Source organism: Paenibacillus dokdonensis (assembly GCF_004916975.1).
In the GTDB taxonomy this organism is placed as follows: Bacteria; Bacillota; Bacilli; order Paenibacillales; family Paenibacillaceae; genus Paenibacillus_AQ; species Paenibacillus_AQ dokdonensis.
In genome coordinates this window covers 1,855,526-1,881,461 of record NZ_STGQ01000001.1, presented here as the reverse complement: position 1 = coordinate 1,881,461, position 25,936 = coordinate 1,855,526, and the positions used below count along the sequence as shown (strand labels likewise).

General features: G+C 46.4%; 29 protein-coding genes and 2 pseudogenes. 3 read left to right on the top strand and 28 right to left on the bottom strand.

The annotated features are described in order from the left end of the window. Positions 1–5 precede the first annotated feature (5 nt). The 9 genes from E6W40_RS08805 to E6W40_RS08765 all read right to left on the bottom strand — a co-directional run bounded on the left by E6W40_RS08805 (position 6) and on the right by E6W40_RS08765 (position 6,217). Positions 6–680 (bottom strand): S-layer homology domain-containing protein, encoded by a 675-nt coding sequence (locus E6W40_RS08805; RefSeq protein ID WP_136605138.1) that lies wholly within the window; start codon positions 678–680, stop codon positions 6–8. A gap of 128 nt (positions 681–808) precedes the next feature. Further along, entirely contained in the window at positions 809–1,492 is a 684-nt protein-coding gene (locus E6W40_RS08800) for a DNA alkylation repair protein (RefSeq protein ID WP_136605137.1), read from the bottom strand. A gap of 41 nt (positions 1,493–1,533) precedes the next feature. Then, positions 1,534–2,148, bottom strand: a complete 615-nt coding sequence (locus tag E6W40_RS08795; protein ID WP_136605136.1) for a DNA-3-methyladenine glycosylase family protein — start codon at positions 2,146–2,148, stop codon at positions 1,534–1,536. 40 nt (positions 2,149–2,188) lie between these two features. Beyond that, positions 2,189–3,007 (bottom strand): SPL family radical SAM protein, encoded by an 819-nt coding sequence (locus E6W40_RS08790; protein ID WP_136605135.1) that lies wholly within the window; start codon positions 3,005–3,007, stop codon positions 2,189–2,191. A gap of 32 nt (positions 3,008–3,039) precedes the next feature. Continuing rightward, entirely contained in the window at positions 3,040–3,753 is a 714-nt protein-coding gene (locus E6W40_RS08785) for a 2OG-Fe(II) oxygenase (RefSeq protein ID WP_136605134.1), read from the bottom strand. After that, entirely contained in the window at positions 3,746–4,294 is a 549-nt protein-coding gene (locus E6W40_RS08780; protein ID WP_136605133.1) for a methylated-DNA--[protein]-cysteine S-methyltransferase, read from the bottom strand. Before E6W40_RS08780 ends, E6W40_RS08785 begins: the two co-directional genes overlap by 8 nt. 34 nt (positions 4,295–4,328) lie before the next feature. Further along, entirely contained in the window at positions 4,329–4,895 is a 567-nt protein-coding gene (locus E6W40_RS08775; RefSeq protein WP_136605132.1) for a bifunctional transcriptional activator/DNA repair enzyme AdaA, read from the bottom strand. Between the two features lie 191 nt (positions 4,896–5,086). After that, positions 5,087–5,602 carry a DinB family protein gene (locus tag E6W40_RS08770; protein ID WP_136605131.1) on the bottom strand — a complete coding sequence of 172 codons (516 nt, stop codon included), beginning with the start codon at positions 5,600–5,602 and terminating at the stop codon, positions 5,087–5,089. Between the two features lie 75 nt (positions 5,603–5,677). Further along, positions 5,678–6,217 (bottom strand): cysteine hydrolase family protein, encoded by a 540-nt coding sequence (locus E6W40_RS08765; protein WP_136605130.1) that lies wholly within the window; start codon positions 6,215–6,217, stop codon positions 5,678–5,680. Between the two features lie 180 nt (positions 6,218–6,397). Here E6W40_RS08765 and E6W40_RS08760 point away from each other — a divergent pair, with 180 nt between their 5' ends. After that, positions 6,398–6,676, top strand: coding sequence for a hypothetical protein (locus E6W40_RS08760; RefSeq protein ID WP_136605129.1), 279 nt, complete (start codon positions 6,398–6,400; stop codon positions 6,674–6,676). Positions 6,677–6,691: 15 nt separating this feature from the next. After that, a complete protein-coding gene (locus tag E6W40_RS08755; protein ID WP_168928861.1) occupies positions 6,692–6,931 on the top strand; it encodes a hypothetical protein in 240 nt (79 codons plus the stop codon). A 144-nt stretch (positions 6,932–7,075) separates the two neighbouring features. Here the strand turns inward: E6W40_RS08755 and E6W40_RS29415 are convergent, their stop codons facing one another. The 17 genes and pseudogenes from E6W40_RS29415 to E6W40_RS08680 form a co-directional block, all read right to left on the bottom strand. Beyond that, positions 7,076–7,252 (bottom strand): hypothetical protein, encoded by a 177-nt coding sequence (locus E6W40_RS29415; RefSeq protein WP_168928860.1) that lies wholly within the window; start codon positions 7,250–7,252, stop codon positions 7,076–7,078. A 27-nt stretch (positions 7,253–7,279) separates the two neighbouring features. Next, positions 7,280–8,218 (bottom strand): alkaline phosphatase family protein, encoded by a 939-nt coding sequence (locus tag E6W40_RS08750; RefSeq protein ID WP_136605127.1) that lies wholly within the window; start codon positions 8,216–8,218, stop codon positions 7,280–7,282. A gap of 4 nt (positions 8,219–8,222) precedes the next feature. Beyond that, positions 8,223–8,849, bottom strand: coding sequence for an undecaprenyl-diphosphatase (locus E6W40_RS08745; protein WP_136605126.1), 627 nt, complete (start codon positions 8,847–8,849; stop codon positions 8,223–8,225). Positions 8,850–8,954: 105 nt separating this feature from the next. After that, a complete protein-coding gene (locus E6W40_RS08740) occupies positions 8,955–10,367 on the bottom strand; it encodes a HAMP domain-containing sensor histidine kinase (protein WP_136605125.1) in 1,413 nt (470 codons plus the stop codon). Beyond that, positions 10,364–11,038 (bottom strand): response regulator transcription factor, encoded by a 675-nt coding sequence (locus tag E6W40_RS08735; RefSeq protein WP_136605124.1) that lies wholly within the window; start codon positions 11,036–11,038, stop codon positions 10,364–10,366. The genes E6W40_RS08740 and E6W40_RS08735 overlap by 4 nt, the downstream gene beginning before the upstream one ends. Positions 11,039–11,285: 247 nt before the next feature. Next, on the bottom strand, positions 11,286–12,176 hold the full coding sequence (locus E6W40_RS08730; protein ID WP_136605123.1) for a DMT family transporter: 891 nt from the start codon (positions 12,174–12,176) through the stop codon (positions 11,286–11,288). A 105-nt stretch (positions 12,177–12,281) separates the two neighbouring features. Continuing rightward, a complete protein-coding gene (locus E6W40_RS08725; protein ID WP_136606908.1) occupies positions 12,282–13,100 on the bottom strand; it encodes a carbohydrate ABC transporter permease in 819 nt (272 codons plus the stop codon). A 118-nt stretch (positions 13,101–13,218) separates the two neighbouring features. Further along, positions 13,219–14,091, bottom strand: a complete 873-nt coding sequence (locus E6W40_RS08720) for a carbohydrate ABC transporter permease (RefSeq protein ID WP_136605122.1) — start codon at positions 14,089–14,091, stop codon at positions 13,219–13,221. Beyond that, a pseudogene (locus E6W40_RS08715) lies at positions 14,088–15,161 on the bottom strand (ABC transporter ATP-binding protein). The gene E6W40_RS08720 and the pseudogene E6W40_RS08715 overlap by 4 nt, the downstream one beginning before the upstream one ends. Further along, entirely contained in the window at positions 15,121–16,017 is an 897-nt protein-coding gene (locus tag E6W40_RS08710; RefSeq protein WP_136605121.1) for an HAD family hydrolase, read from the bottom strand. Before E6W40_RS08710 ends, E6W40_RS08715 begins: the two are co-directional and overlap by 41 nt. A gap of 14 nt (positions 16,018–16,031) precedes the next feature. Beyond that, a pseudogene (locus E6W40_RS08705) lies at positions 16,032–17,084 on the bottom strand (ABC transporter substrate-binding protein); the annotation flags it as partial. A 15-nt stretch (positions 17,085–17,099) separates the two neighbouring features. Beyond that, positions 17,100–17,348: a hypothetical protein gene (locus tag E6W40_RS29960; protein ID WP_246072925.1), complete on the bottom strand. Its 249-nt coding sequence runs from the start codon at positions 17,346–17,348 to the stop codon at positions 17,100–17,102. 190 nt (positions 17,349–17,538) lie between these two features. Beyond that, a complete protein-coding gene (locus tag E6W40_RS08700; RefSeq protein ID WP_136605120.1) occupies positions 17,539–18,144 on the bottom strand; it encodes a glycerol-3-phosphate responsive antiterminator in 606 nt (201 codons plus the stop codon). Positions 18,145–18,173: 29 nt separating this feature from the next. Then, entirely contained in the window at positions 18,174–19,013 is an 840-nt protein-coding gene (locus E6W40_RS08695) for a metallophosphoesterase family protein (protein WP_136605119.1), read from the bottom strand. 163 nt (positions 19,014–19,176) lie between these two features. Next, positions 19,177–20,223: an acyl-CoA dehydrogenase family protein gene (locus E6W40_RS08690; protein ID WP_136605118.1), complete on the bottom strand. Its 1,047-nt coding sequence runs from the start codon at positions 20,221–20,223 to the stop codon at positions 19,177–19,179. Between the two features lie 79 nt (positions 20,224–20,302). Then, entirely contained in the window at positions 20,303–20,959 is a 657-nt protein-coding gene (locus tag E6W40_RS08685) for a nitrite/sulfite reductase domain-containing protein (RefSeq protein WP_136605117.1), read from the bottom strand. Between the two features lie 63 nt (positions 20,960–21,022). Beyond that, positions 21,023–23,458, bottom strand: a complete 2,436-nt coding sequence (locus E6W40_RS08680) for a heavy metal translocating P-type ATPase (protein ID WP_281281444.1) — start codon at positions 23,456–23,458, stop codon at positions 21,023–21,025. A 285-nt stretch (positions 23,459–23,743) separates the two neighbouring features. Here E6W40_RS08680 and E6W40_RS08675 point away from each other — a divergent pair, with 285 nt between their 5' ends. Continuing rightward, complete coding sequence (locus tag E6W40_RS08675) at positions 23,744–24,595, top strand: class I SAM-dependent methyltransferase (RefSeq protein WP_136605116.1); 852 nt, start codon at positions 23,744–23,746, stop codon at positions 24,593–24,595. A 49-nt stretch (positions 24,596–24,644) separates the two neighbouring features. Here the strand turns inward: E6W40_RS08675 and E6W40_RS08670 are convergent, their stop codons facing one another. Then, positions 24,645–24,974 carry a metal-sensitive transcriptional regulator gene (locus E6W40_RS08670; RefSeq protein WP_136606906.1) on the bottom strand — a complete coding sequence of 110 codons (330 nt, stop codon included), beginning with the start codon at positions 24,972–24,974 and terminating at the stop codon, positions 24,645–24,647. 108 nt (positions 24,975–25,082) lie between these two features. Continuing rightward, the gene (locus E6W40_RS08665) at positions 25,083–25,916 is read right to left on the bottom strand and encodes a sugar phosphate isomerase/epimerase family protein (protein ID WP_246072924.1); all 834 of its coding nucleotides are present in this window, start codon (positions 25,914–25,916) and stop codon (positions 25,083–25,085) included. Positions 25,917–25,936 lie beyond the last annotated feature (20 nt).

The following is a 25,936-nucleotide window of genomic DNA, read 5'->3' as shown; positions in this document are numbered from 1 at the left end:
TATTCTTAATTATTTAATGTTTTAACATCCGGATCCTGGTGATTTTCAACAAATTTAACAGCTTCAAATCCCATTCCTGCTGCTTGATCCCTTTTCATTACCTGTTTAGGGTTAAAATTCTGCTGATCATCCAAAGTCGTAAGTTTGTAAATCAGGGATCGTTGAATGGTACCTTGGTACGGTGGCGTGATATCCTGCTCATCATGGATTTGTATGAATATTTTAATCAGCGGATATTCACCTGTTTTTTCGATAGCCTGAACCAAATAATGCGTAAATTGCTCCTTGGTCATCGGCTGCTGCGGATCAATATCAGCCGGGATATCCAGTCCGTTATAATGCCCGTTGATAAATGCCTGGGCATACCATGAATCGTTGCTGATCTTGCTGAAAAGACCTTCTGCTTCGGGAGCTTTGTTAAAATCTATACTCGCGAGGCTGAGTTGCATGGAATCCACAATGAGCTTGATCCCCTGTGCATTTGTCAGCTCCGCCTGAGGCTTGAATTCCTGATCGCTCACTCCATGCAAAAATCCCTTTTCCTTCAGAGCTTCAATCTGCACCTTATAATTTGTTTGATCCATATCCTTGAATGTATCAGCTGCAAATATGTGCTGCGGCTGCAGCAGCGTCATTGTCAACAGTGCGCCAAATACTGCAATTCCTGCTCTCTTTTTCATGAACCCGCCTCCAGTTGGATGATTTTTCATATATTTTTCTGACGGGCCTGTTATAAAAAAGGTTGCATAGTCATAACCCATATAAAATTGATACATCGTATATAGGCTACAGTCAGGAAATCGGTATCCTACTTTCGCTTCATGCTCCGAATCAGCTTTTTGGTCTCCGGATCGACCCGGAGAGACTCTGTGATTTTTTGCAGTGACTTGTTAAATGTGAAATGTTCAATGGAACAGCTATGTAAGTACGCCATCGTTGGCGTCGGCAGCTTCACATAACATATGGACAATGCCCAGGCCACAGCCATTTTGACATAATATCCTTCATGACGTATCGAATCCAACATTTGCAGCACCCGATCGATGTAGATCTCATCAATAAAATAATTCAGAAGCATCACAATGCCGAACCGAATTTCGTACTCCATCTCTGACTTCAAGTAGGGCTGAAGAAAATTCCAGACGGTCTCCTGATTGGTTTTCGTGAATTTAAGACCCGTACAAAAGCTATCGCATACCGACCAATTATCGATTTTCGGAACAAACGAGGCCGTGTGTTGCAGCTTTTCTTCCACATCAATTTTCGCATATTCAATTAACATGCCCTGAAGCATGATCTCTTCAAAATATTCGCCATCCACTTCCTTCAGATAGGTACGCCAGTCTTCTTTTGCCATTTGCTTGGCGAGCTTTCGCAGTACTGGCAGCCTGACACCGAGTACATTCGAAATATTCGGAATCAGTGCGGCCGAAAACTTTTGATATTCAGAATCTGCTAGTTCGAATAATTTCTCTCGTACGGTTAATTCCACTTGTATGCTCCTAACCTGTTCACAATCTTGAAAACACAAGTTTACTCATAAGAAATCTTCCATATATAAAAAGACGCGACTGATCCATGAGGCTTATAACGAAGACGGTACTGGTCAAATTGCTGTTTATTAATCGTACTAAGACCATACAGCTTCATCATCCCCCTCCGGATCGCAATATCACCCCAACTAACGATATCCGGCCGCTCCAGTGCATGAATCAGCAGCATTTCAGCTGTCCATCGGCCAATTCCTTCAAATGCTGTCAATTCAGAGATAACCTCTTCATCAGTCAAATGGGCCAATCTATCCAAATCCACCTCATGATTTACGATGCGACAAGCAATTTGATGAATGCATATAGCCTTTTTCATCGTAAGTCCACAAGTTTGAAGTCTTTCCGGACTAGAGACTGATATCGCATGCGGTGTTATCCCATCGAGAAGCTCATGCATCCTGTTCCAAGCCGACTGCGCGGACTTCACAGATATGAGCTGTCCGACAACCGCATAGATTAATGCAGTGAACAGATCCGGCATGATGGTCCGTTCAACCTTCCCCATTCGAGTTATGGCAGCGCCAAGCACTGCATCTGCTTGTTTCAGGAAATCCAATTCCGCTTCGCCATATTTAAAATAGGAAGTCTCAGTTGTCATATCGAAGCCCTCTTTCCATACATCAGGTAAGGGTTGGTGATCAAGGTTCAAAACCCTTTTGACTGATCCAAACCTTCTCAACCGGAAAAACCTGTACCATCCGCTCATAGACCCTTCGATAGGCCTGTGGGTGATACCACTCCTCTAAACCGAGTGCTTGATACTTCGACATAATTCCCAAGCTTCGCGTCCGTTTCCCCCCACTTCCATCACCCATGAAATAATCATCAATGCAAACACGGTCAACGATTGGAAGCAGCTTGGCCGGAAATGCCTCACTGCTTGGGAGTACAGGCGCGATGGTCGCTTGTACAGGAACGCCAGCCTCCCTCAAGAGCTTTAGCGTTCTAAGCCTGGCTTCTATGGAAGGCGTGCCCGGCGTAAAATGTTTGCGGATATCTTCGAGATCCGTTTCCACCGTCATACTGACCCGCACCCGGTCACCCAACTGAAGGAGCAAGTCTATGTCACGTTTGACGAGTGGACTTCTCGTTTGTACCAACAAAAAATCAGGAGGATTGCTTGTCATGACTTCGAGCAAGGAACGGGTAATACCTTCCTTTGCCTCCGCTGGCTGATATGGATCTGTACTAGAAGACATGAAGATCGTAACCGGTCCTTTGCTCTTAGCCCGATAGAGCTCTTTAAGAAACACATCAGCAGCATTCTGTTTGACATCCACCCACGTCCCCCAAGGCTGCTGACGAAAAACAGAAACAGGCATCTGCCGTACATAACAATAAGAGCAGCCAAACGAGCAGCCTGTATATGGATTCAAGGAATGACTGTAACCGGACAGGAAACCTGTGCCTTTATTCAGCAAGGATTTGGGGGTTTTGTATTCAAGCGTGTATACCATAGAACCTCCTTACGTTGAAAACAGGATGACGCTTAGGTAGCATCATGAAAAATGATTCCCAAACTGTACCTCTTGCCTGCGGTAACCGTGCCCACCCCATGACGTAGTGTTGCCCGGTAATATCCTCTGGTTCCCTGTACCGGACGAAACTGGGTAGGGAAAATGACACCTGCACCGCGCTCAAGCCGGATCACATGTCCTCTGCTTTGCGCTCTTGGTCGCTGTTCCACAAGCAAAAATTCTCCGCCTTTATAATCTTCCTCCTCTTGGTTTAAGGTCAGTAATACCTGAAAGGGGAAGAAAACTTCGCCATATAAATCCTGATGGAGACAGTTATACCCTCCGGCTTCGTATTTAAGAATCAATGGTGTTGAACGCTCTTGTCCCGCTTCATGACATTCCTTTAGAAATTCTTGTAGAGAGACAGGATAACGGCTTTCCTTGCCAAGCTGTCTGAGCCAGCGGTTAGCTGTTAACGCCAGCTCGGGATAGAAACCTTCACGGAGCTGCTGAAGAATAGAAGGTAGCGGTGACTGAAAATATTTGTATTCTCCGGCACCGAATCGGTATCTCTTCATATCTATGGTCTTTCGGTACAACGACTCTTCCCCATACGAGGCCATGATTTCGGAACACTGTTCCGGATCCAATATGGCTGGGAAGGTAGCGAATCCCTGTTCATCCAAATTTCGCTGAAGCAGCGTCCAATCCAGCGCAGCCATCCGTTCAGATAATCCTTTATCCATGCTGGATAACCTCATGGGTACCTGCTGCTTCTTTTTCCAATGCGAGGAGTCGTGTCTTCATCTCCATACCGCCTCTGTACCCGGTGAGTGCCCCATTTTTTCCGATGACCCGGTGACATGGGACCGATATCAATACCGGATTCGCGCCGATCGCAGTACCAACTGCTCGAACAGAAGCCGGTTTTCCAATATGATTGGCTATCTCTGAATATGAGCGTGTTTCACCATATGGAATCAAACATAGCGCATCCCATACGGATCGCTGGAACGGAGTGCCTACCAAGTCGAATGGAATCGTAAAACGAACAAGTCCTCCTTCCATATACGCGGTCAGCTCATCGGCATATGGTTCCATGATGGCGTCATTACGTTCAAGGACACTTGACTGATGGTGCTTTCGGATCCACTCTGACATTTCCTCATAAGGTTTATTTGCCGAACCAACGTAACAAAGGCCTTCTGCTGAAGCAGCAATATACATACTCCAGTCAGCATATTCAAGCAGTGACCAATATATCGTGCGGCTTTGATTGGTTTTCATCCATAACACCTCCAAAAACTCAAAATTTTGTTCCTCAAATTTCTTGCTTCCTGTAATCTGCTGGCGTAAGGCCGGTTTTCTTCTTGAATAGCGCGATAAAGTAAGATGTATGAGGAAAACCAACTCTCGTGGCAATCTCTGCAACAGACAGGCTGGAAGTCAACAAATACGCTTGGGCCTTACCGATCCGAATGTTCTGTAAATATTCAGTCGGTGTCATGCTCATGATCTTTTTGAAGGTTCTGTGTAAATGATATGGACTGCCGTGACAGACATCAGCCAGAACTTCAAGTGTTAGTGCTTCAGCGAAGTTTTTATCCATATATTCCGTCATGACCGCAACCCACTCTCTATCCGGCAGCCGTTCGCCCGTTGGTCTGCAACGTTTACACGGTCGGAATTCCTCTCTTATCGCCTGCTCTGCGTTTTGAAATATTCGTACATTCCCGCGATTTGGCAATTTAGATTTGCAGGATGGTCTGCAAAATATCCCGGTAGATTTGACTGCATAAAAAAATTTGAAATCATAAGATTCATCATTTTCTGCAATCGCCTGCCACTTCTCATCTGTCAAATGTTCAGCCCCATATGTCTCCTTCATTTCTGATCACCTCTTCATGGACAGTATACCCTTATTTCCGCTTGGAAGAAGGGTTTTGGGAATAGGAAAGCAAGATTGTGTTATTCAGACGCATCGATTTTCTCGTAAATAAAAACGGGATTCACTCGAAAAGAGCATCCCGTTTTTCTGATCTATCATTCCCACTCAGGCCTTTATTTGGCAAATCTGAGTTAAACCTGATATTTATCCCGAATCACTTTCAAATGATGAAGCTCATGTCCAGCTATGATATATGCCCAAGCTCTTGCGGAAGACTCATGTCCGTCAACAATACACATTCTTGACCAAGCTTCTTTAGGCAGTCCCCGAAGCAAGGCAAGTGTCGATCGGCGAACAAGCTTGTACTCCTCCAGCAGATCCGAAAGACGACAAGCATCAAATGCCGCTCCATTCATCAGATCATCCTGATCATAACCGGACAATGGAGTTTGGTCACCTCTGGCAATCCGAAGCAGACGGTAGCTCATAATCCGTTCATTGTCCGAAATATGACCCAATACTTCCTTAAGGCTCCATTTCCCAGGTGCATAGCGGAAATCCCCCTGTTCATCCGTTATCTTTGAAAAGAGTTCGCTTGTACAATGAAGGGATTGATCCAAAATATCCGCGATGTCTCCCTCTGGAACCAAGCTGATATATCTTTCAAAATAAGTATTATACTCATCGCTTGCAGGCCTGAATGACATGGAATCACTCCCCTCAATAAGTTTTCCATTGTATATCATTTTGGGTTATCAGTGAGTATGTAAATTGTTCGTGTCTTAATCATTCAACACTGGGCGGAATATAATATCAGATGCCGCCGCTAGTCTGGCGTATGACTGGAAATGTTCATTATATTGACCAATGATGTCCTCAGCGCTTAATCCACCCTGGCTCCAAGTGCTATGAGCATCCTGGACAACGGTTACTTCATACCCTAACTCGCTGGCGCGCTTTGTGGTGGCTTCTACACACATATCCGTTTGAATGCCTGCGATGATAAGGCTCTTGATCCCTCTTTGCCCCAATACTTCCTGCAAATCCGTTTCATGAAAAGAATCCGGCTTGTACTTCTGAATAATGGTCTCACCGCTTTCCGGTGCTATCGCAGGATGAATCTCCCAAGCAGCCGTACCCGATTCCAGTTGCTCCCCAGGCCCTTCATTGTGCTGAACATACAGCACCGGGACATTGCAGGCTCGAGCTTGATCTATTAAAGATTGGATCTTCTCTAAAAGAAGCTCACCTTGATATACCGGATCTGCTTCCGGAAACATGCCCTCCTGTACGTCTATAACCAGCAATGCAGTGTTATTCATGGTCCACTCATCTCCTATAAAAATAAGATTACTTGCTGTTTCCGATTGATATGATGTCGCTTGTATCTGAATTATAACAGGAACATGCGTTCCTTTCAATTTCAATATAGAAACACGCCTCTATTCCAAAAGATGCATATCCAGTTATGCTCTGGGAAGAATATCCTCGAGGTGTTGATCATGGGATTCATTCAAAACATAAAAGAATTTATGTTCACGCAAGGTCACGAAGAAGAGAAAACGACGGTTAAGCCAGAAGAAGAAAAAAAAGGGCCTTCATTAGATCATACTCTGCAAGAATTTAAGGATTGCATGGATTTGGTGCAGCGCACCTATCCGGAATGCAAGATGAATATTGTCTACCTCACCTATCTTACGGGCATCGACGAGTTAACACAGGAAATTGTACGTCCTTTCTCCAGTGCATCTGAGGAAGAGGCCGAACAAATCTTGTTGTGAATGGTCAGCTGCGGCATGTCATCGTCGCTGAAGCTGACCCGCAAAACCTGCTGCAACGCAATGATTACCCACAAGGTCCCACAGCCGGTGAATATTGACACGCTTATACGCACTGAGACTAAATCCGGCGAGGTTGTCGAAACGAATTTATATACCATTTCAAGAGATTATTACGATGAAGGTATCGATCCGGTAGCCAACATTCTCAAGGAACAAAAGACTAGCCTGATCATCAATGGCAGACGTATGGCATAAAATGGACTGGAGGCGAGTCTATTCTGATGCCGACATTTCAGTCCGTGTCAACGTAAGAATCAAGGATTACGGCAAGTTATTGCATTAATGATCATGATTTAAAAAAGACCAGGGATGCTCAGCATCCCTGGTCTTCTCTGCTTCTTATTTCTGCTCCCATTCAAGGGGTAAATCTTTGCCGGGGATCACCAAAATGTGGTTCAGAATAAATTGCTTCTGCTGTTCGGAAAGGTCTGAGCTTCGGATCAACTCGTTGATCCGGTTTTCCAGTATATGCATCGTACGCAGAAACACATCCATATCTTGAAGCTGTTCATTCATCCGGCTCATCTCCCTTCGATAGCGTTATTATTCCCAAAGGTTCGCGATGGGTTCTGCCGTAGAACTATTGCCGAGATACGGCAAATGGTATAATTCTTCCAGCATGCGGAGCACATTTAAATGCGTAATCTTTTGGTTGAGACTTGCTTGGCGAACATGTTCTCCCACCATTATCGTTGGAATATGATTTTTACTCCCATAATCATCTTCATCCCAAGTGAGGATAAACAGGCTGTTATGCGTTTTAGCCCATTCCAGATAAGGAGCAAGATTCTTTTTTAACCAGTCATCAGCAGCTTTGATCGTGCCGTCGTGCATATCATGATCCAGATTAGGAATCACAAACGAAACTGTCGGAAGCTTGTTGTAATCCGATGGAAAGCTTGCCATTGTCATATTGGCCGATGTTGGAACATTGGTAAAGTTCACCCAAGGACTGTGCTTTCTTCCATACTGTTTATGAGTACAAACGGTTGAACCGGTGGAAGGCAAATCCTCTGAAAATCCGCCAAATGTATATTTGGCTTTAATCAGCTCGCTCGCCAAATTGGGCGTCTTCAATATATGACCGCATGAGTCGCTGCGTATTCCCTGGTTCGAACCTGAAAAGAGTACAAGGTAGTTAGGCTGGCTTGGATGATCCGTGGCGTACGACTGCGTGAAATATGCGCCTTGATTGACCAATCCGTTTATATATGGAGCGGTAGGATTACCGATAATTTTTTGCTCGGAATGGTTCTCTTCCACTACAATGACCACATGATCCGGAGAAGCTGCCCCCTGTTTCTTCACTTGAACAGATTGGCTGTCGGACTTGGATGCTATAGTCTCTCGCTGTGAAGAACCTTTCGAAGGCTGCTCGCTCTGTCTTGGGTTTTGTTCATCCTTTGATCTCTCACCCTGCAGGCTTGTACAAGAACAAAGTAAAAGAAGCAACAATAATACCAGCGGTAGTTTTCGAAACATACCATCACTTCCCATGTGCAGTCGTTTGTTGGTCCTTGTTCGTATGCCGCGGCCAGATTTTCGTTTCATATTTTTCATAAAACACGATACAAGCATTTAATGAGCGGGAAACAAATCCATTATGTTTCATCACGAGATGTACGCCTGAGGCTACCAGAATGCCAATCAGCGCTCCGCCTAGAACATCCGTTGGATAATGCACGCCCGTCCACACTCTAGAGAACGCGATAAGAGCCGCCAATATCAACCAGACGATGCCGTCCTTCTTGCGGTACATGCCAATGGCCGCTGCTATAACAAAGGCACCCAGCGCGTGGTCACTCGGAAAGGACGCATTAGCCGCGTGGTCAATCAGCTGCAGAACTGTATGCGTCACGAAAGGACGATCCCGGTAAAAAAGATGCCCAATAATCCAGCTGATTGCGAGTCCAGCGCATGCTGCTATAACAGATTCCCCTACCATTCTGCGGTTTTTCTCATTTCTTATAAACCAATAAACCAATAATCCAATGAAAAACAGGTAAAATGCATCTTTGGCTAAAAATTGCATGACCGGATTTAAAAAAGAAACCGATTTTCCCCATTCATTGATTGCATGAAACAACTGATAGTCTATCTGACCGATACTCATCCTCATTCTCCTTCTGTAGGTTCTCATCTGCCTCTGAAACCGGCTGTTCTCACCTTACAGCAGAAAAATGAAAAAATAATGAGAATTTCTTTGAGTTTTTTCAACTTAGTCTTTTACTATGGCCGGAAACGTCAACGTCACCCGAGTACCTTCATCCTCTATACTGGTCATGTTGATCTCGCCCTGATAATGCTGCACCAGGTTTCTGGCGATCGACAAACCCAATCCTGTTCCCCCGATTTCCCGGTTGCGGGCTTTATCAACCCGATAGAAACGGTCAAATACATACTGGAGCTCTTCCGATGGAATGCCGATTCCATGATCCTGAACCGATATGGTCATCTTGCCGTTATTCATGCGGGAGTCGATGTGTACATGTTTGTCATTGCCTGAATATTTGACGGCATTTTCAATCAAAATGAGCATGATTTGCTCCAAATGCAGCGGATTTATTTTCACCATAAAGACCCGCTGGCTCAATGTCATGACAAAATTAAATTCGGGGTGAAGGGTCTCCATCCGCTTTACGGATTGAACCAGAAACGGCTCGATCTGAATATAATCCAGATGATCCGGTAATGATTGGGTTTCGGTTCTTGTCAGTGTTAGCAGCTCCTGCACAAGGCTTTTTAAACGGCGGACTTCATGCAAGGAAGCAGTAAGCGATTCATCAAGCACGACAGGATCTTCTTTTCCCCAGCGGTTCAATAAATTCAAATGGCCTTCCAGGATCGTAAGCGGGGTGCGAAGTTCATGTGAGGCATCATCCACGAATTGCTTTTGCTGCCGGAACGACATTTCCAGCTGGTCCATCAGCTCATTAAACAAACGGGCAAGCTCGGAGAACTCATCACCGTTTTCGATATTGACGACGCGTTCCTGTAGTCCATTTTCTTTTACATTTTGAATCGTTCCTGCAAGTGCCTTGACCGGACGTAAAAACTGCTTGGCAATAGCCCAGCCGCTAATCACGCTTACACATACTGCCAGAACCCCTCCAATAACCATGACCCACAATAACGTAGTGTTGAAATGGTCAAAGGTCTCCAAATTACTCGCAATTTCTAGTGTGCCATGTTCAGACGCCGTGCTGAATGGACTTCGGTATACCAGAATATGATCTTCTTCATGCCGTACAGTCTGCAGCTGCTTCTCTATCACTTGCTCCGGTTTGATCCATTCGGGCTTAAAGTGGTTAGTGACTGACAACAGCTCCGTACCGTTTAGGTCTACAATGCGTATCATCTGATTCTTTCCCAGCATATTTCGCATATAGGATTTCGTTTCAGGCAGCTGAAAGGATTCCGCGGAGTCCGTTTTATCCTGTACATATTCCTGGACCTGAGACATCATGGTATGAACGGCATCCTGTTCCTGTTTCATCATCCAATGCTTCAGCACCAGATACTGAGCAAAATTATACGTTGCAAACACCAGAAAAATAAGAAGCGCCGCTCCTATCATCAGCTTCCAAATCACAGGCAGTCTCTTCAGCATTCTAATGATTCTGTTCATCATCGCATCACATATCCCATGCCGCGTACCGTCTGGATAATGCTCTCTTCTCCCGGCGCATCAAGCTTATTTCTCAAATATCTCACATAAACATCAACCACATTGGTCTCCACGGTTGAGTCATAACCCCAAACCAGATCCAGCAGCATATCTCTGGTCTGCACCAGGTTCGGATGCTTGATGAATACTGCCAGAAGATCAAACTCACGTTTGGTAAGCTCAACGGGTATACCACTGCGTGTCACTATTCTTGCATCCATATCGATCGTAACCTCCCGGAACGTTAGTATCGAATGGCTTTGACGGTCCGCCATTTCGATCCGGCGGAACAGTGCGCGCATACGGGCCAGAAGTTCCTCGATATCGAAGGGTTTAGCTATATAATCATCCGCCCCACTGTCCAGACCTGATACCCGATCCTCCAGCCGGTCTCTCGCCGTGAGCATGATCACCGGTGTTCTCTTCATGGTACGAATTCTGCGGCATACCTCAACTCCATTCAACCCAGGAAGCATAATATCCAGTAATATTAAATCCCAATCTTCAGACAAGGCCAGCTGCAGCCCGCTATTACCGTCATAAGCTCCTCTTACATAAAAATGTTCATGTTCCAGCTCTAATTGAATAAAGCGGACCAGACTCTTTTCATCTTCTATAATTAATATCCGTTTCATCATAATTCTCCTTTGCAGCAGTACTACGGTCCCATTATATAAGAAAAATATGAAAAATCGATGAGAAACCTTTCGAGCTGCGTTTGAGATCACAATAGCTCAAAACCCAAAACGAAGCTCACATTGTATATTAGTCTTGGCAAACAAGTGTTGTCTAAACAAAAAAACAACCCTCCTTAGAAAAGAGAATTGCCTTTGGAAAATTGTTATTATTCTATGTGTCTTCATTGGGAAGCAGGCTTACTGTTTAGACAGCCTCCGTATCCTTCACTCCCCCGAAACGTACATTCACGAGAAGAATGCTGGCGAGAATCAACAGGAGTCCAATCAGCAGGTTCAGCGATACTTGTTCATTCAGGAACAACACACTTGTAAAAATGGAGACCAGTGGAATCAGAAACGTATAGGATCCCACCTTGCTCGCTTCTCCCTCGTGGATCAGTTTGAAATAAACGAACCAGCCGAGTGCGATGACGAATATAGCGATAAACACCGTGTCCGCAATAAAAGAAGTATTCCAGACAATGGCTGACCAATCTTCCATCCCTGTACCCACAGCCAGCAGGATAATGCCGCCAATTGTAATTTGCATCGCGGTGAGCCAAAGCGAATCTACTTGATGCCCAATCTTCTTAACATAGACGGTTCCGAGTGCCCATGTAACAGCGGTAATGATCGCTAGAACAATGCCGACCGGGGATATATTGCCGGTAAGTCCGCCTGCACTCATCGTAGCCACCCCCACAAAACCAATCACCAGACCAAGCATTTTCTGCCTTGTCATGCTCTCCCCCAGCCACAACCAGGAAAAGAGCCCCAGCAGCACCGGCTGCATAAAGACGATGGCCGAGAATAACCCGGCTGGCGTATATTGCAGACCGATGGTTTGAACGCCATAGTACAGCACGATGCTAAGCAATGCAGACAAGAGATATACCGGCCAGTTCCGGCGGAACTGCAGCTTTTTATATCTCGGAAGAGCTACGATTACAAGCAGTAACCCGCCGATTAAGGCGCGAAGTCCGGCAAATAGCACGGGTGGTGTATATTGTAACGCGAACTTGGACAAGGGCCAGTTAATTCCCCATACCAAAATAAGAAACACAAGAAGAAATATAGTTTTATTTTGCTGACGCATCTGACTTCACTCCCTGTAACGATCATAGACATGGAGAAAATTATACGCTCATATGTCAGATGCGTCATGTGTTTTTTCTGAAAACGCTATTTACAAACACTCATTTCACTTCACCCCGTTGTACACAAAAGCCTTGATAATATGGCGCTGCGACAGGAAAAACGCGACCAGAATCGGTGTCACAAGGATAAGATTACCCGCCATTAAAATATTCCAGGTTCCCACGCCCTCCACCTCGCGTATCTTGGCGATACCGATAGGCAATGTCCTTGCAGCTTCATTGGTAGTCATGACAAGCGGCCAGAAGTAATCATTCCAATGCGCAATAAAACTGAATAATGCGAAAGTAACGAGTACGGGCTTCACCATAGGAACCATGATCCGGACAATGATTTTCCACTCTGCCGCCTGATCCAGTCTAGCCGCTTCGAGCAGTTCATCCGAAATCTGCCGGAACGCCTGCCTCAGCAGAAAGATCCCGAAAGCGCTCGAAGCAAAAGGCAAAATGAGTCCCCAATGTGTATTCAGCAGCTTGAAGGCACTAAGCTCCAAATAAACAGGCAGGAAAATAAGCTGATTGGGTATCATGAGTGTGACCATGACAACGCCGAATAGAAAGCCTGATCCGATAAACTTATACCTTGCAAACGCGTATGAAGCCGGGATGATCGTCAGCATCTGCAGGATCAGTATACTTACGGAAATAATAACGCTGTTCGTTAAATAATGCAGGAACGGCCCCGTATTCCAGGCTTCAATGTAGTTGCTCCATACGGGATGCTGCGGGATCCATACCGGTGGAAAAATCATCGTCTCCGGCAGCGTCTTCAGCGATGTAGAGAGCATCCAGACAAAGGGCATCGCAAAAATTAACACCAGAAGCAAAAGCCCTGCAGAATTAAGCAGCCTTAGTATAAAAGTCATCAGTTTTCGCAAAAAAGCTTGCTTGGATCTGAACCCGATCAAAGGATTGCCTGCGGCAGATCCGATGGGGTGCCCTTCCATTGCACGGTTTGCTGCTTTCAATTCGCCTCACCTCTTTCTAACGGTAATGAACCCGGTTCGATAGCAGTTTAAAATAGATCATAGTCAGAATCCCGACAATGCATAGCAGGATAACACCCGCTGCGGATGCATACCCGATTTTGAAAAACCGGAAGCCGTACTCATAAATGTAATACACCAGTGTATTGGTCGAATTCACCGGACCGCCTTGGGTCATGATCGCGATCGTTTCAAATACCTGAAAGGATCCAATCATGTTAATAATGACAAGAAAAAAGATCGTCGGCGACAACATGGGCATAATCAGCCTGGTAAACGTTGTCCAGGGTCTGGAGCGGTCGAGGGAAGCTGCCTCATAGATATCTGCCGGAATACTCTGCAAACCGGCAATAAAAACCAGCGTGTTATACCCGAGACCTTTCCATACGGCAACCATAACTAACGAGATCAGCGATGTACTCGGGTGTGACAGCCACTGCAGCTTACCGAAACCGAATAGACCGATAACCCAGTTCAGCAGGCCATATTCAGGGTCCATCAGCCAGCTCCACAGCAGCGATATGGATACGAGTGAAATAATATGCGGGCTAAATATCGCACCCTGCACGATTCCATAAAAGAAATTCCCTCTGTTAAGCCACAGCGCCAGCAGCAGGGATAATCCCGTCGTTAACGTGACTGTCAAAATGGTATATAAGGTCGTATTCGTAAGCACCTGACGAAATTCCGGCTCGGTTAAAAGATCCACAAAGTTTTGAATGCCTACGAATGCTTTCGTGGGGCTGACAAAGTTCCAGTCGAACATACTCAAATAAATCATGTAGAATATCGGGTAAATGAAAAACAGTGAAAAGATAATGATGGCTGGGGCAACCATACTGTAAGGACGAAGCTTATGCCACACGGTCATACCAGAACGCCTCCAGCGGCCAAATCCCTGGCGGGAATGACGACATCATACACTCGGTCTCCATCCGAACCGAAATAGAACAGCTGGTCATAGGGAACCACTACTTTCACATGATTCGCTCCTTCCAGAGGCTTAAGGAACGTTTTGACGAAAAACAAGCCCGCCTTCGACCGGATCTGATAAATATTCTCTGCTCCCAAGCTTTCGCGGATAAGAATCTCACCTTGCAGAACAAGACCCTCTTCTTGATGGTCAGGATTTAAGAGTCCTTGCTCCGGGCGAAAACCTATGTATTCGACGGGACTTTCCGATCGTACATCCATCCCCTTCAAATCCTGAAGCTTTATCGTATTCATAGCCGGAGTGCCAATAAATTGGGCGGTGAATAGATTCTGAGGATTCTGATATAGCCTCATGGGAGAATCTGCTTGCTGAATGACCCCCTTGTTCATCACGACGATTTCATCCCCCATCGACATGGCTTCCACCTGGTCATGTGTAACGTAGATAAAGGTGGTGCCTAGTCTTTTGTGGAGCTGAATCAGCTCCGTTCTCATCTGATTGCGCAGCTTGGCATCCAGATTGGATAACGGTTCATCGAGAATAAACACCTTCGGTTTCTTGACCATTGCTCTTGCGAGCGCTACACGCTGGGGCTGCCCTCCGGAGAGGCTCTGCGGCTTCTTATCCAGGTAAGGAGCAAGTCCAACAATCTCCGAAATATCCTTTACCAGCTTTTCACGCTCACTTCTTGAAACTCGTTTGTTCTTAAGACCAAACTCAATATTTCCACGTACTGTCATGGTAGGATATAGGGCATAATTTTGAAAAACCATGGCAACATCTCGCAACCCAGGAGGTGTGTCATTGACGCATAGATCATCAATCCAGATTTCACCGCTTGTTTGCTACTCAAGGCCAGCCACCATACGCAATGTGGTTGACTTTCCGCAGCCCGATGGCCCGACCAGAACAGTGAACGAACCGTCCTTGATATCCAGATTCAAGTTTTCAATGATCATTTCATCCTTAAACTTCTTGCTGATCTGCTTCAGTTGGATTTGTGCCATCCGTTGCTCTCCTCCTTAGTTTGCTATCATGAACTGCCCGAATGAGCTGCTCTAATTCATCGAGCGTTGTCAGCCGTATATCCCAGGTTTCCTTATCATGGCTCACATAAGGGGATATGAAGCAGGTCCGGCCGCCCATTCTCTTGACTGGGTACAGATCATTCCACGGATTGTCTCCGATCGATAAAATTTCATGAGCACCATACCCTTCCTTCAGCAGGGAGGACAGATAATTCTCCATCCCCGCCGGCTTCTCCGCCCCGCAAAGCACTTCCTCAAACAGATGATGAATCTGCATGTGATTCAGAAATTCGATCCCCGATTCCAAGTGCGTATTCGTCATTAGCACTCTTTTGCTCAGATCCAGCTCACCGATTGCTTGAAACAATCCTCTGTGAGCTCTAAACTGATGCGGGGCACGAAGCATCTCCCTGCGTACCCGGTTGAAAGCATGCTTCAGCTTGTCATCCGGCAGGTTATAGCGCTGAGAGATCACAGCTGCAATGCCCCACGGGTCACCAAGATGGACCAAATCCCCAGCGGGGACGGAATCAGATTTCTTACCCAGATATTGAGTGGCTTCCCCTTCCCAGGTATAGCCTTTAAAAGAGCCGTCCTCTAACCGACTCAGTATCATGTGATCCCTGGAATGATAGAAATGACCGAAGCCAAAGGGATGTTCTCCAGTTAAAATAGCGTTCCCCGTCTTCACCTCTGACTCCGTATTTGCTTCATGCTCCGTTCCTTCCAGCAAATAACGGAAATACCGCTCCATAAACGTATCGTCCTGGTACAACGTCCCGTCCAAGTCGAAAATAATGACTTTAATCTCTGCGAGCCAGCTGCTGTTTTTCATATCTCGTATCCTTTCTATTTGCCCAGAAGCTTGTTCGCTTTCTCTGCCGCTTGATTCAGAGCATCCTGCGGAGTGGTCTTCGGATCAATGATTGCCTTTTGTATCGCATCGGACAGAACTTTTGCAATCTCCGGATAAGCATTCTCCATTGGACGTGGTCTTGCATATGCCAATTGATCCACGGCAACTTTATATTGCGGATACTGCTTAAAATGTTCCTGCAGCTCTTCACTCTCAACGGCTGAGGTGCGCGTTGGTAGGTAGCCGACATGTTTGTGCTGGTAAATCGTATTTTCTTGGGAGGTCATCCATTTGATAAATGCCCAAGCTGCTTCCTTCTCTTCGGCCGTGCTCTTCGATGTCATCACGAGCTGACAGCCGCCTGTAGGAACCCCATAATCCTTGTTTGCAGGCATGAATGCGGTTTGCAGTTCAAACCCGTTGCCTTTGGCTATTTCCAGACTTTCCGATACGCCCGCAGTCGAACCGAACTTGAAGGCGGATATTTGATTCGCCCAGTCCTTGTTCGCTGTAGCTCCTGCTTCATCGCCTACCGGCATTTTAATCAGCCCTTCGCTGGAGAGCTTCTTCCAGAGCTCCACCGGAGCTACACCTGCTGCGTCGTTAAAAGCAGCCTTTTGGCCGTCATCGCTCAGCATCTGGCCACCGCTTTGAGCTACCAATGCTTCGTAATACCAGATGTCTACCGGTACAGTCATTCCAACCTTGCCTTGATCCTTCAGTACACGGGAATATTGCTCCAGCTCTTCCCATGTCTTGGGTCCGGCAGGATCAAGGCCAGCATTTTTAAGCATGGTCACATTTTTATACATAATCGGAGTACTTCGCATAAAAGGCAGACCGTACAGCTTGCCGTCCACGTAAGCATTGCCCATCAGACCAGGGATGAAATCATCCAGCTTCAGCTGCTCTTTGTCTTTCTCTGCATAGGCCGTCAGTTCTTCCAGCATGCCGGAGTGGGCGAATACCCCCGTCGAGGCAATCTCCAGATCGGATACGGCAGGAGCGTTTCCTGCGGCAAATGCAGCCTGGACTTTAGCATGGAGATCATCATAGCTGCCCTAGTGCTCGGCCACGACTTCATATTTGTCCTGGGATTCGTTGAATGTCTTGACCATATGCTGCTTGGCTTCCTCAATTTTGTCTCCATAAGCGTACCAATACCTGATAACGATTTTTTTGGATGACGCAGCTGCCTCAGCCTTGGCTTCGCTATTGGCGCTGTCTGTACCTTCACCTGAACCACAGCCTGCCAAAGCCCCCACCATCATAGCTGTAAGCGTAAGAGCCGTTAACTTTTTCTTTAACATAACCATTCCTCCACCCTATCTTTTGTGTGAACCCATTCTGGCAGGAAGCAGCAAAAAGAAACCTTAAAACTACCGGGAACGAAAGCGTCCGCAGCAGATAAGGTTTCTCCAAGGCTCCAACCAATTTATTTACTTGTCATTTAAAATGATAATGGACAAATGTTAATTCTGATCCTGCAAAATATAAAAGCTATATCAATTTTTGTTCTAATTTCCCCCATAATTCAGGTCTTGAGGAAGAAATTGCGGTTGCACCGTGACTTAGACACTCCTCTGCATGGCAATGCTCGTACAATAAGCCTCCTGTAATAATAGGGACCGATGTGAATGACTTTACCTTGCGGATCATGTCCGGAATACGGGCAGGCATAAGTTCAATGATATCTGGCTCTGTTTGTGACAGGCTCTTGGCGATGTTTTCCAATCCCTCGCTGTCAACAAGGAAGAAACGCTGCACCGTAAGCAGTCCCATCTTCTTCGCGTTCTTCACCACATTGGTTTTGGTTGATATCACGCCAAACGGCTTGATGCTTTTTGCCAAGTAGTCAAGACCGTAATGGTCTGTACTCAGACCGCCAATTTTCTCCAAATGCATAAAAACGGGCAGATTATGTTCCTTGAACACGTCGACATATCCTTTTACCACACCAATATGACCCATCAGCAAAAAGATTCCGCTCAACTGTTCGCGGTGTTTTAGTGCCAGCTCGATATGCCTTGGATCTTTAACGGAGGCAATTCGCTTATGCCTGGCCAGACCCGCGAAAAAATCATCGGTTGTCATCATGTTACTCATCTGCCTCCCCTCCGTTTTCTGAGCCCGTATTAAACGATCGGCGCTTTTAACAACTGCACTATCAGTTCGCGGTCTTCGTCTTTCCCCCGGGCGTTCAGCGTAGGTGAAAAATGATTCATATGTTTGTGCAGAATCGGTGCGCTCTCAAGAACGATCGCATCTGTGATGTCTACTGCCGAAATACGAATAGATTCTTCCCCGATGTCCACTAAACGGAAGCCTGGCTGATCAAGACATGCAGATAGCTGTACGAACGACCATTCTTGCTGCTGAACAATGGAGTCCATATGCGTATGACCATTGAAATAGATGCCAATTCCTTTATTCTGGTTCAGAATATTCCACATATGAATACTTGGATGAATGGAACCTTTGTCTCTCTCGGAACCAGCTGTTGTGCGGTAGACCGGATGATGTCCGAAAACGAGCAGCGGTTTCTCTTTGGATTCTATGACCCTGTGTTCCAGCCACTCCAGCTGTTCTAAATCCAGCCAGCCTCCCCAATCCTTGAAATCCATTTCCTTGGCCGTATCAAGAAAAACCAAGACGGCTTGCTCCGTATCCAGCACTTGGTACCTCTGTTGTCCCGTTAACTCCAGTACTTCCTGTCTTGACTGTCCATATAGATCATGGTTGCCCAGCACGTGGATGAACTGCTTGTCATGACGCTGCAGCAGCTCATAAACTTCCTGAAGCTCTGATGTTAGACCATAGTTGGTGAGATCTCCGAGGGAAATATACATATCCGCATCCAGATTCAGAAACTGCTCCAGCACATTTTGATAGAATGCTGCCTTGGCCTCAGGCAGCCCTGGAATCGTCGTATCAATCTCGTGATAATGCAAATCTCCTAATAATGCTAATTTCATCAATCTCTCTCCTCCCGGTTATATGAAATATTTTCCTGCCTCCATTCATCATATAGACCGAGTATTATTTATCCGTTAATTACACAGTTGTGTTTTGTAAAAGAATAAGCAAATCTTCCATGCTCTATAAAAAAAAAGAAAACGGCACAAAGCCGTTTCCATTTTATCCACGCAAAAGCGAGTGCTGACATGCCGTTTGCAAATCTCTCCAAATCCGGTTCACATCCGTGTCTTCCATACATGCTGACAATCCCAGCATTGGGAACAGCCGCACACCACAACCAAGCGAGGCTTTAGCTGCTGTGACACATTCACTTGAGATACGCAGCTCCATTTCCGGTGATAACCTACCCTTGTGTTCCAGCTCTTCCCAGGACTTGTCCAATACCATATAGAACGCATCCTGTTGATGGACGAACTCCTTCTTCTGCTCATCCAGCTCGGCAAGCACGCGCTCATTCCCCCGCGCCCGAAGCAGTTCTTCAGCAGCTTCGAGAAAATGATCTGCAAGCCCCATAGCTACACCGGCAAATGAGGTCTGTGCAAATGGTAAAAACGGATATCTATACAGCTGCTCATCTTCATGGGAACGGAATTCAGTGAATGAAAAAGTCATTTCATCCGGTATAAAAGCATCGGTCACCACCATACTGTGACTTGCTGTAGCTTTAAGACCAAAGGTATTCCAATCCTTTTCGATGCGAACCTGATCAGGCTGCATGATTAATGTGACAAGCTCTGGTGTCTCTCCGGAATCCAGACGGGTTTCTCCCTGATCGAGCACCGCGTTCGCTGTAAATGTCGTGGCGTGGGTCGAGCCGCTGCAGTACTTCCAGCGCCCGCTGACCCTATATCCCCCCTCAACTTTACGTGCCGCCCCCGTTGGTGCTCCGCTGCCCGCGATAACCGCATCCGACCTTGAAAATACTCTACGCCCGATCTCCATGGTCATAAAAGGAGCAAAGTATCCGCCTCCTGCACCAATCGTTACGATCCAGCCGAAGCTGCCGTCAATACGGGAACATTCATGAAAGATGCGGATTGCTTCAGGCAGCGGCGTCATATTCCCATCCAGATCATCAGCTACAAACAAATGAAACAGTTTTTTATCATATATGTACTGCAGAGCTTCCGGTGTGATCACACCATCACGCTCCATCCGTCCCGACTGCTCACGGATACGGATGATCTCCTGCTGTGTAAATCCCATGCTTCCACCGCTTTCCTCGATAGTATGTTTTCTTTATTTTAACATGAACGGGTTCGCAGGCGGCTTCAAAAGTTACAAATTAATATACAATCAGTTCATTATCTCCCAATGTGGTTAAACCCGCAATGTCCCGCATTCTGTCAACTGTCATCCGGCGCATAAATTTGCTGAACTTTTCTTTTCCTTTTGCGTTCGATTTATAGAAATCAATGATTCGTAAAATAATGGGGATGATTTGGCTTTCTTCCAGCTCGGCAATCAGGAGCTCGGCAATAGCAGTCTTGATTCCTTTCGGTTCTCCTCCGGCATAAATGCTGAACCTGTCTTTCATTTTCACCACACTTATATCTTTAAGCAGCGGTTCACTTGTCCCAAGGGCGCATCCGGCATAGCCGATTTTGAGAGGAGCCGGTGTTTCTATGCCCGCGACAGCAAGGTTAAGGGCTCTCGCTGTATTTAATCCGGCTGCCTCTGCCCCGTTGCAAAACTGGCAGGCGATCAAGCCTTTAATGACAGCGCCTGCCGGATAAACCTCCATTCCGCCCTTAACCAATTGCTCCTCAACATGTTTTTGATCCGCAAGAGGCACTTCAACATAAATCTGTCGAAACGGCGTGACTTCAACGCTTCCTTCCGGGCCTGCAGCCATGGCAATGATTGCAAGCTGTTCAGAAGTAAGAATGTTTCCGCCCACTTGAACGGGTGATGATACGGCAAGCTTGATAGTTTCTGTCATTATGATTCTCCCTTGTTTAATCTCGTTTTTTATTGGCTTTCAACCCAAGGCACTCTTCATCCGTTATTGGCGTATCTTAACCCTCTGCAGCCGCAGGGCATTCAGTACAACCGAAACCGAGCTAAGTGCCATCGCGGCACCTGCGATCCATGGAGCGAGCAGCCCAAGTGCCGCAATAGGGATACCCAGTGTGTTGTATCCAAGAGCCCAGAACAGATTCTGCTTGATATTTCCCATCGTTTTACGGCTCATATAAATCGCATCCGGAATGCTCGAAAGGTCCCCGCGCATTAGCGTAACATCTGCGGCTTCCATCGCAACATCCGTACCTGTACCGATGGCCATTCCGATATCGGCTGTAGCAAGAGCAGGCGCATCATTGATGCCGTCACCGACCATAGCAACCTTTTTGCCTAATGCCTGAAGTTTCTTCACTTCTTCGGCCTTTCCTTCCGGAAGCACCTCGGCAAGGACATGATCTATACCAACTTGTGCGGCAATTGCTTTTGCCGTGCGTTCATTATCACCGGTGATCATAATGACCTGGATCCCCATGTCTTTTAACCGGTCAACCGCTTCCTTAGATGTTTCTTTAATCGTGTCCGCAACGGCTACCATGCCGGCGTACTCATTATTGATTGCGGCCAACATGGCAGTCTTCCCGCTTTCCTCCATGTGAGCCATTACTTCGTATGCATGGGCAGCGTTTACTCCATATTTTTCCATTAATCTGCGTGTACCAACCAGCAGTTCCTTGCCTTCCACGACTGCTTTTATGCCGTACCCTGGGATGGCTGTGAACAATTCGGTTCCCGGAAGAGAGATATTACGAGCGAGAATTCCCTCTACAATAGCCTCGGCAAGTGGATGCTCCGAGTTTTTCTCTGCGGCTCCAACTAGTCTGAGGAATTCTTGTGTATCCCCTTCCGTGATGATATCTGTCAATTCCGGTTTTCCTTTTGTAACTGTTCCTGTTTTATCAAGGATGATCGCATCAATTTTATGCGTTTGCTCCAAATGCTCGCCGCCCTTGAAGAGAATGCCAAGCTCCGCTGCACGTCCGGAACCGGCCATGATCGAGGTAGGTGTAGCGAGACCCAGCGCACAAGGACATGCGATGACCAGGATAGCAATGGCCTTCTCCAATGCTTCAGCAAAATCCCCTGGTGTGACAAAGAAATACCATACAAGGAAAGCAGCTACTGCAATACCGACAACAATGGGAACGAATATACCGGAGATCACATCCGCTACCCGCTGAATCGGTGCTTTGGAGCCTTGTGCTTCCTCCACGACTTTTATGATCTGAGCAAGTGCTGTTTCTTTACCAACCTTGGTTGCCTTAATTCGCAAAACACCGTTTTTATTCAGAGTAGCTCCGATGACTGTATCCCCGGCTTTCTTCTCCACCGGTAGGCTTTCACCGGTCAGCATAGATTCATCGATGGCCGAAACGCCCTCCAGTACATCGCCATCCACGGGTACCTTTTCACCGGGGCGAATCATCACAATATCACCGGCGATTACCTCTTCAACGGGTAATGTCAGCTCCTGACCCTCACGAATGACGCGTGCTGTTTTCGCTTGAAGTCCCATGAGCGATTTAATGGCCTCCGATGTCCGGCCTTTAGCAAGCGACTCAAACAGCTTACCCATGATCACTAGCGAAATCAGAATGGCGCTGGTCTCATAGTACATGGAAGGTCCGTGATGCATTCCGCCTCCCTTAGCATACCAGTCAACCGTGAGGTACAAACTGTACAAGTATGCGGCCGAGGTTCCAAGTGATACCAGCACATCCATATTCGCGCTTCCGTTCCGAAGTGCCTTATAAGCTCCCACGTAGAACGGTTTTCCGATATAGAACTGTACCGGAGTTGCCAGAATCAGTTGAAACCATGGATTCATAAAAAGATCAGGCAGATAAATCCATGAAGTAAAGGAGAAATGTGCTACCATAGCCCACAATAAAGGGAAGGAGAGAATCGCCGAAATGAGCAGCTTTCGTTTCTGCTTTCTTATTCCCTGATCCCGGCTGTCCTTCAGGTCCTTTTTCTCCTCTGCAGTGAGTGCTTTATAACCAAGCTGCTTCACTTTATTTTGCATATCCGCTACCGAGACCTCACCTGGAGTATATTCTACAGTCGCGGTTTCCATCGCGAAATTGACAGAAGCATTGGATACGCCCGGCAGCTTGCTCAGGCCTTTTTCAATCCGGTTTGCGCAGGCCGCGCAGGTCATGCCTTCAAGCTTAAAATGGGTTACTTCCTTGGTGGTATCATAGCCGAGCTTCTTAATTGTTGCTTCGAGGTCACCAGCTTTCACCTTATCCGAATCATAGGATACACTGGCTCTTTCCAAGGCAAAATTCACGTTGGCGGAATAAACGCCCTCCATTTTATTCAAGCCTTTTTCAATCCGGTTCGCGCAAGCCGCGCAGGTCATACCGGTGATTTGCAATGTCGTTTGCTTTTTATCTTTTGCAATTGTTGTATCCACAGCTCATACACTCCTTGAATTCCTCAAGTTTTTTGTTACCGTTTATTGGCACTGCTTTACAAACTATTCCTTTGCTTTCCATGTTCGTAGTATACCCCCTCACCCTATATTAAGTCAACATAATTTTACAATACCCCTGTATCCTATATAAATATAAAGTAAAGAACTCAAATTATCTTCTATCCACCTGGGGCGTATTAATCTTTGAATTGCATTAAACAGTTCTCAACTTCATGTATAATAAGATTCATATCAAAGGTTGTTACCGCTCTTAGGAGGGATTCGATGACGAACGATATCATTCATTTCATCGTGGATTGTATGGCTGCAGGTAAGGAAATGTCCGATATTCAGAAGATTCAAACGGCCCACCGGATCATGCTCGCGGATTTCTGGGGGATTCATGAAGGAGCCAAAGTGCTTGAAATCGGATGTGGTCAAGGTGATACGACGGCTGTCTTGGCCTATTTTGCCGGTGAATCCGGCTTTGTTCATGGTATAGATATCGGTCCTCCCGATTACGGCGCTCCGATCACACTCGGCGATTCTGCCAAGCACTTGATGCAATCAGCTTTAGGCAAACGCATTCAAATGGAGTTCGAAGTGGACGTATTGTCGCCAGATATCGATTTTCCCGAGCATTCTTTTGATTTTGTGGTCTTCTCCCACTGCTCATGGTACCTTCGCTCTTCCGATGAGCTTATGGATATCCTAAGGAGAGTTAAGAACTGGGGCAGACAATTATGCTTCGCAGAATGGGATACGCGGATTGAGCGGATTGAACAATATCCTCATTTATTGTCGATACTTATCCAAGCGCAGTATGAAGCTTTTAAAAGAGTCAGTGATTCGAATGTACGTACGCTGTTCACATCAAGTGATATACAGCACTGTGTCAGACAAGCGGGCTGGACAACCCTCAAAGAGCAGTCTCTGATGGCAGGAGACCTTCAGGATGGCGAATGGGAAGTGAAAAAGGTTCTGCTCGATGCCGAAGTGGAATTGGAACTGGGTGCACTACATCATATGCCAGCCAAAAACAAAGATCTCATTCGTTCTCAAATCATGATGCTGAAGCAATCCATTGAAATGCATCCAATTAAGCCGCTTTCTGTTTATACCTTCACCGCCATTTGAGGAAGCTGCGGTTCCAAAGAAAAAAGCCGCCCATGGCGGCTTTTCTGTTTTACTTGATCAATTTGTTCATCGTGGTCATGAGTTCCGTCAGCACTTCCTGATCGCCTTCCTGAATCCGTTGCACCACACAGCTTTTCATATGATGCTCCAGCAGCAATTTTCCGACACCGTTCAATGCGGATTGTACGGAGGCAATTTGGTTGAGCACATCATCACAATACGTATCCTTCTCGATCAATCCCTTAATGCCGCGCACCTGTCCTTCAATGCGGTTCAAACGGCTGACCAGGCTGTTTTTAACCTTATCTGAATGATGGCTCTTCCGTTCCGAGTGGTCACCAGAGCATGTGTCTGCATTCTGTTCCGTATTCTGATCCATCGTATCCGGTATCGTATTCATACGACTCGCCTCCTTTTCCTATATAACTATTATACTCGGCATTCGGGGGTATACAAACCATTCCCTAAATAACTTCAATAAGATCAATCACATTTTATTTTTTTTGCGGATAAATTGCAAGCTTTGAGCCACCTGGGTTTCATGAAGTCCGTGAAGAATCAATGGTCCTTCATAGGAATGCTTGCGCAGTAATGAAAGGTACATATCATAATTCAGCATCCCCGTTCCTGCTGCCAGAAACTCGACTTCATCACCTTCCGCAAAATCCTTCGCATGAGCAATCACGATATGCTCCCCAAGCAGGCCGAAGGCTTCCTCGAGTACTTCCTTCATCCTGTCCGACTCTCCAGATCCGAATAAGTTGGCTCCATCCATTACAACTTTAAGCCGAGGAGACTCCAATGTATCGATAAGCCGCTTTCCTTTTGCCGCACAATCAATCACATTGGATTTTTCCGGTTCGAAAGCCAGCACAATGTCATAAGCTTCCGCGATGATTAGCGCTTCCTTCATACTTCGGATCAAATCCCGCCATGCCTCATCAGAATCATTATCCGGGTGGGCCTTCCACATATCTTCCAGATTCCTGGTGCCGCTGCACAGCGTGATCGTAGATGTCCCCATCTCATGGCTCATGGCCGCAAGGTAACCCAGACGCTTCAAACCTTCCTCCCGGACACGAACATCAGGATGAATCATATTAAAGGTTCCAGAGACAGCGGCGATGCTGATTCCCCGCTCATGGGAAGCCAACCGGATTCGGCAAGCCGCTTCCAAATCGATATGTTCCGGCATGGGGGTAAGCCCCGCGCATACAAGATTAAATTGTATGTTATCCAGTCCATAAGATTTCACGGTATCCAGCGTTAGTTCAAGAGAAGGACGTAAAAAGGTTTTGGAAAAGATGCCCGGTGTAATCATAATCCGCCGCTCGCATCATC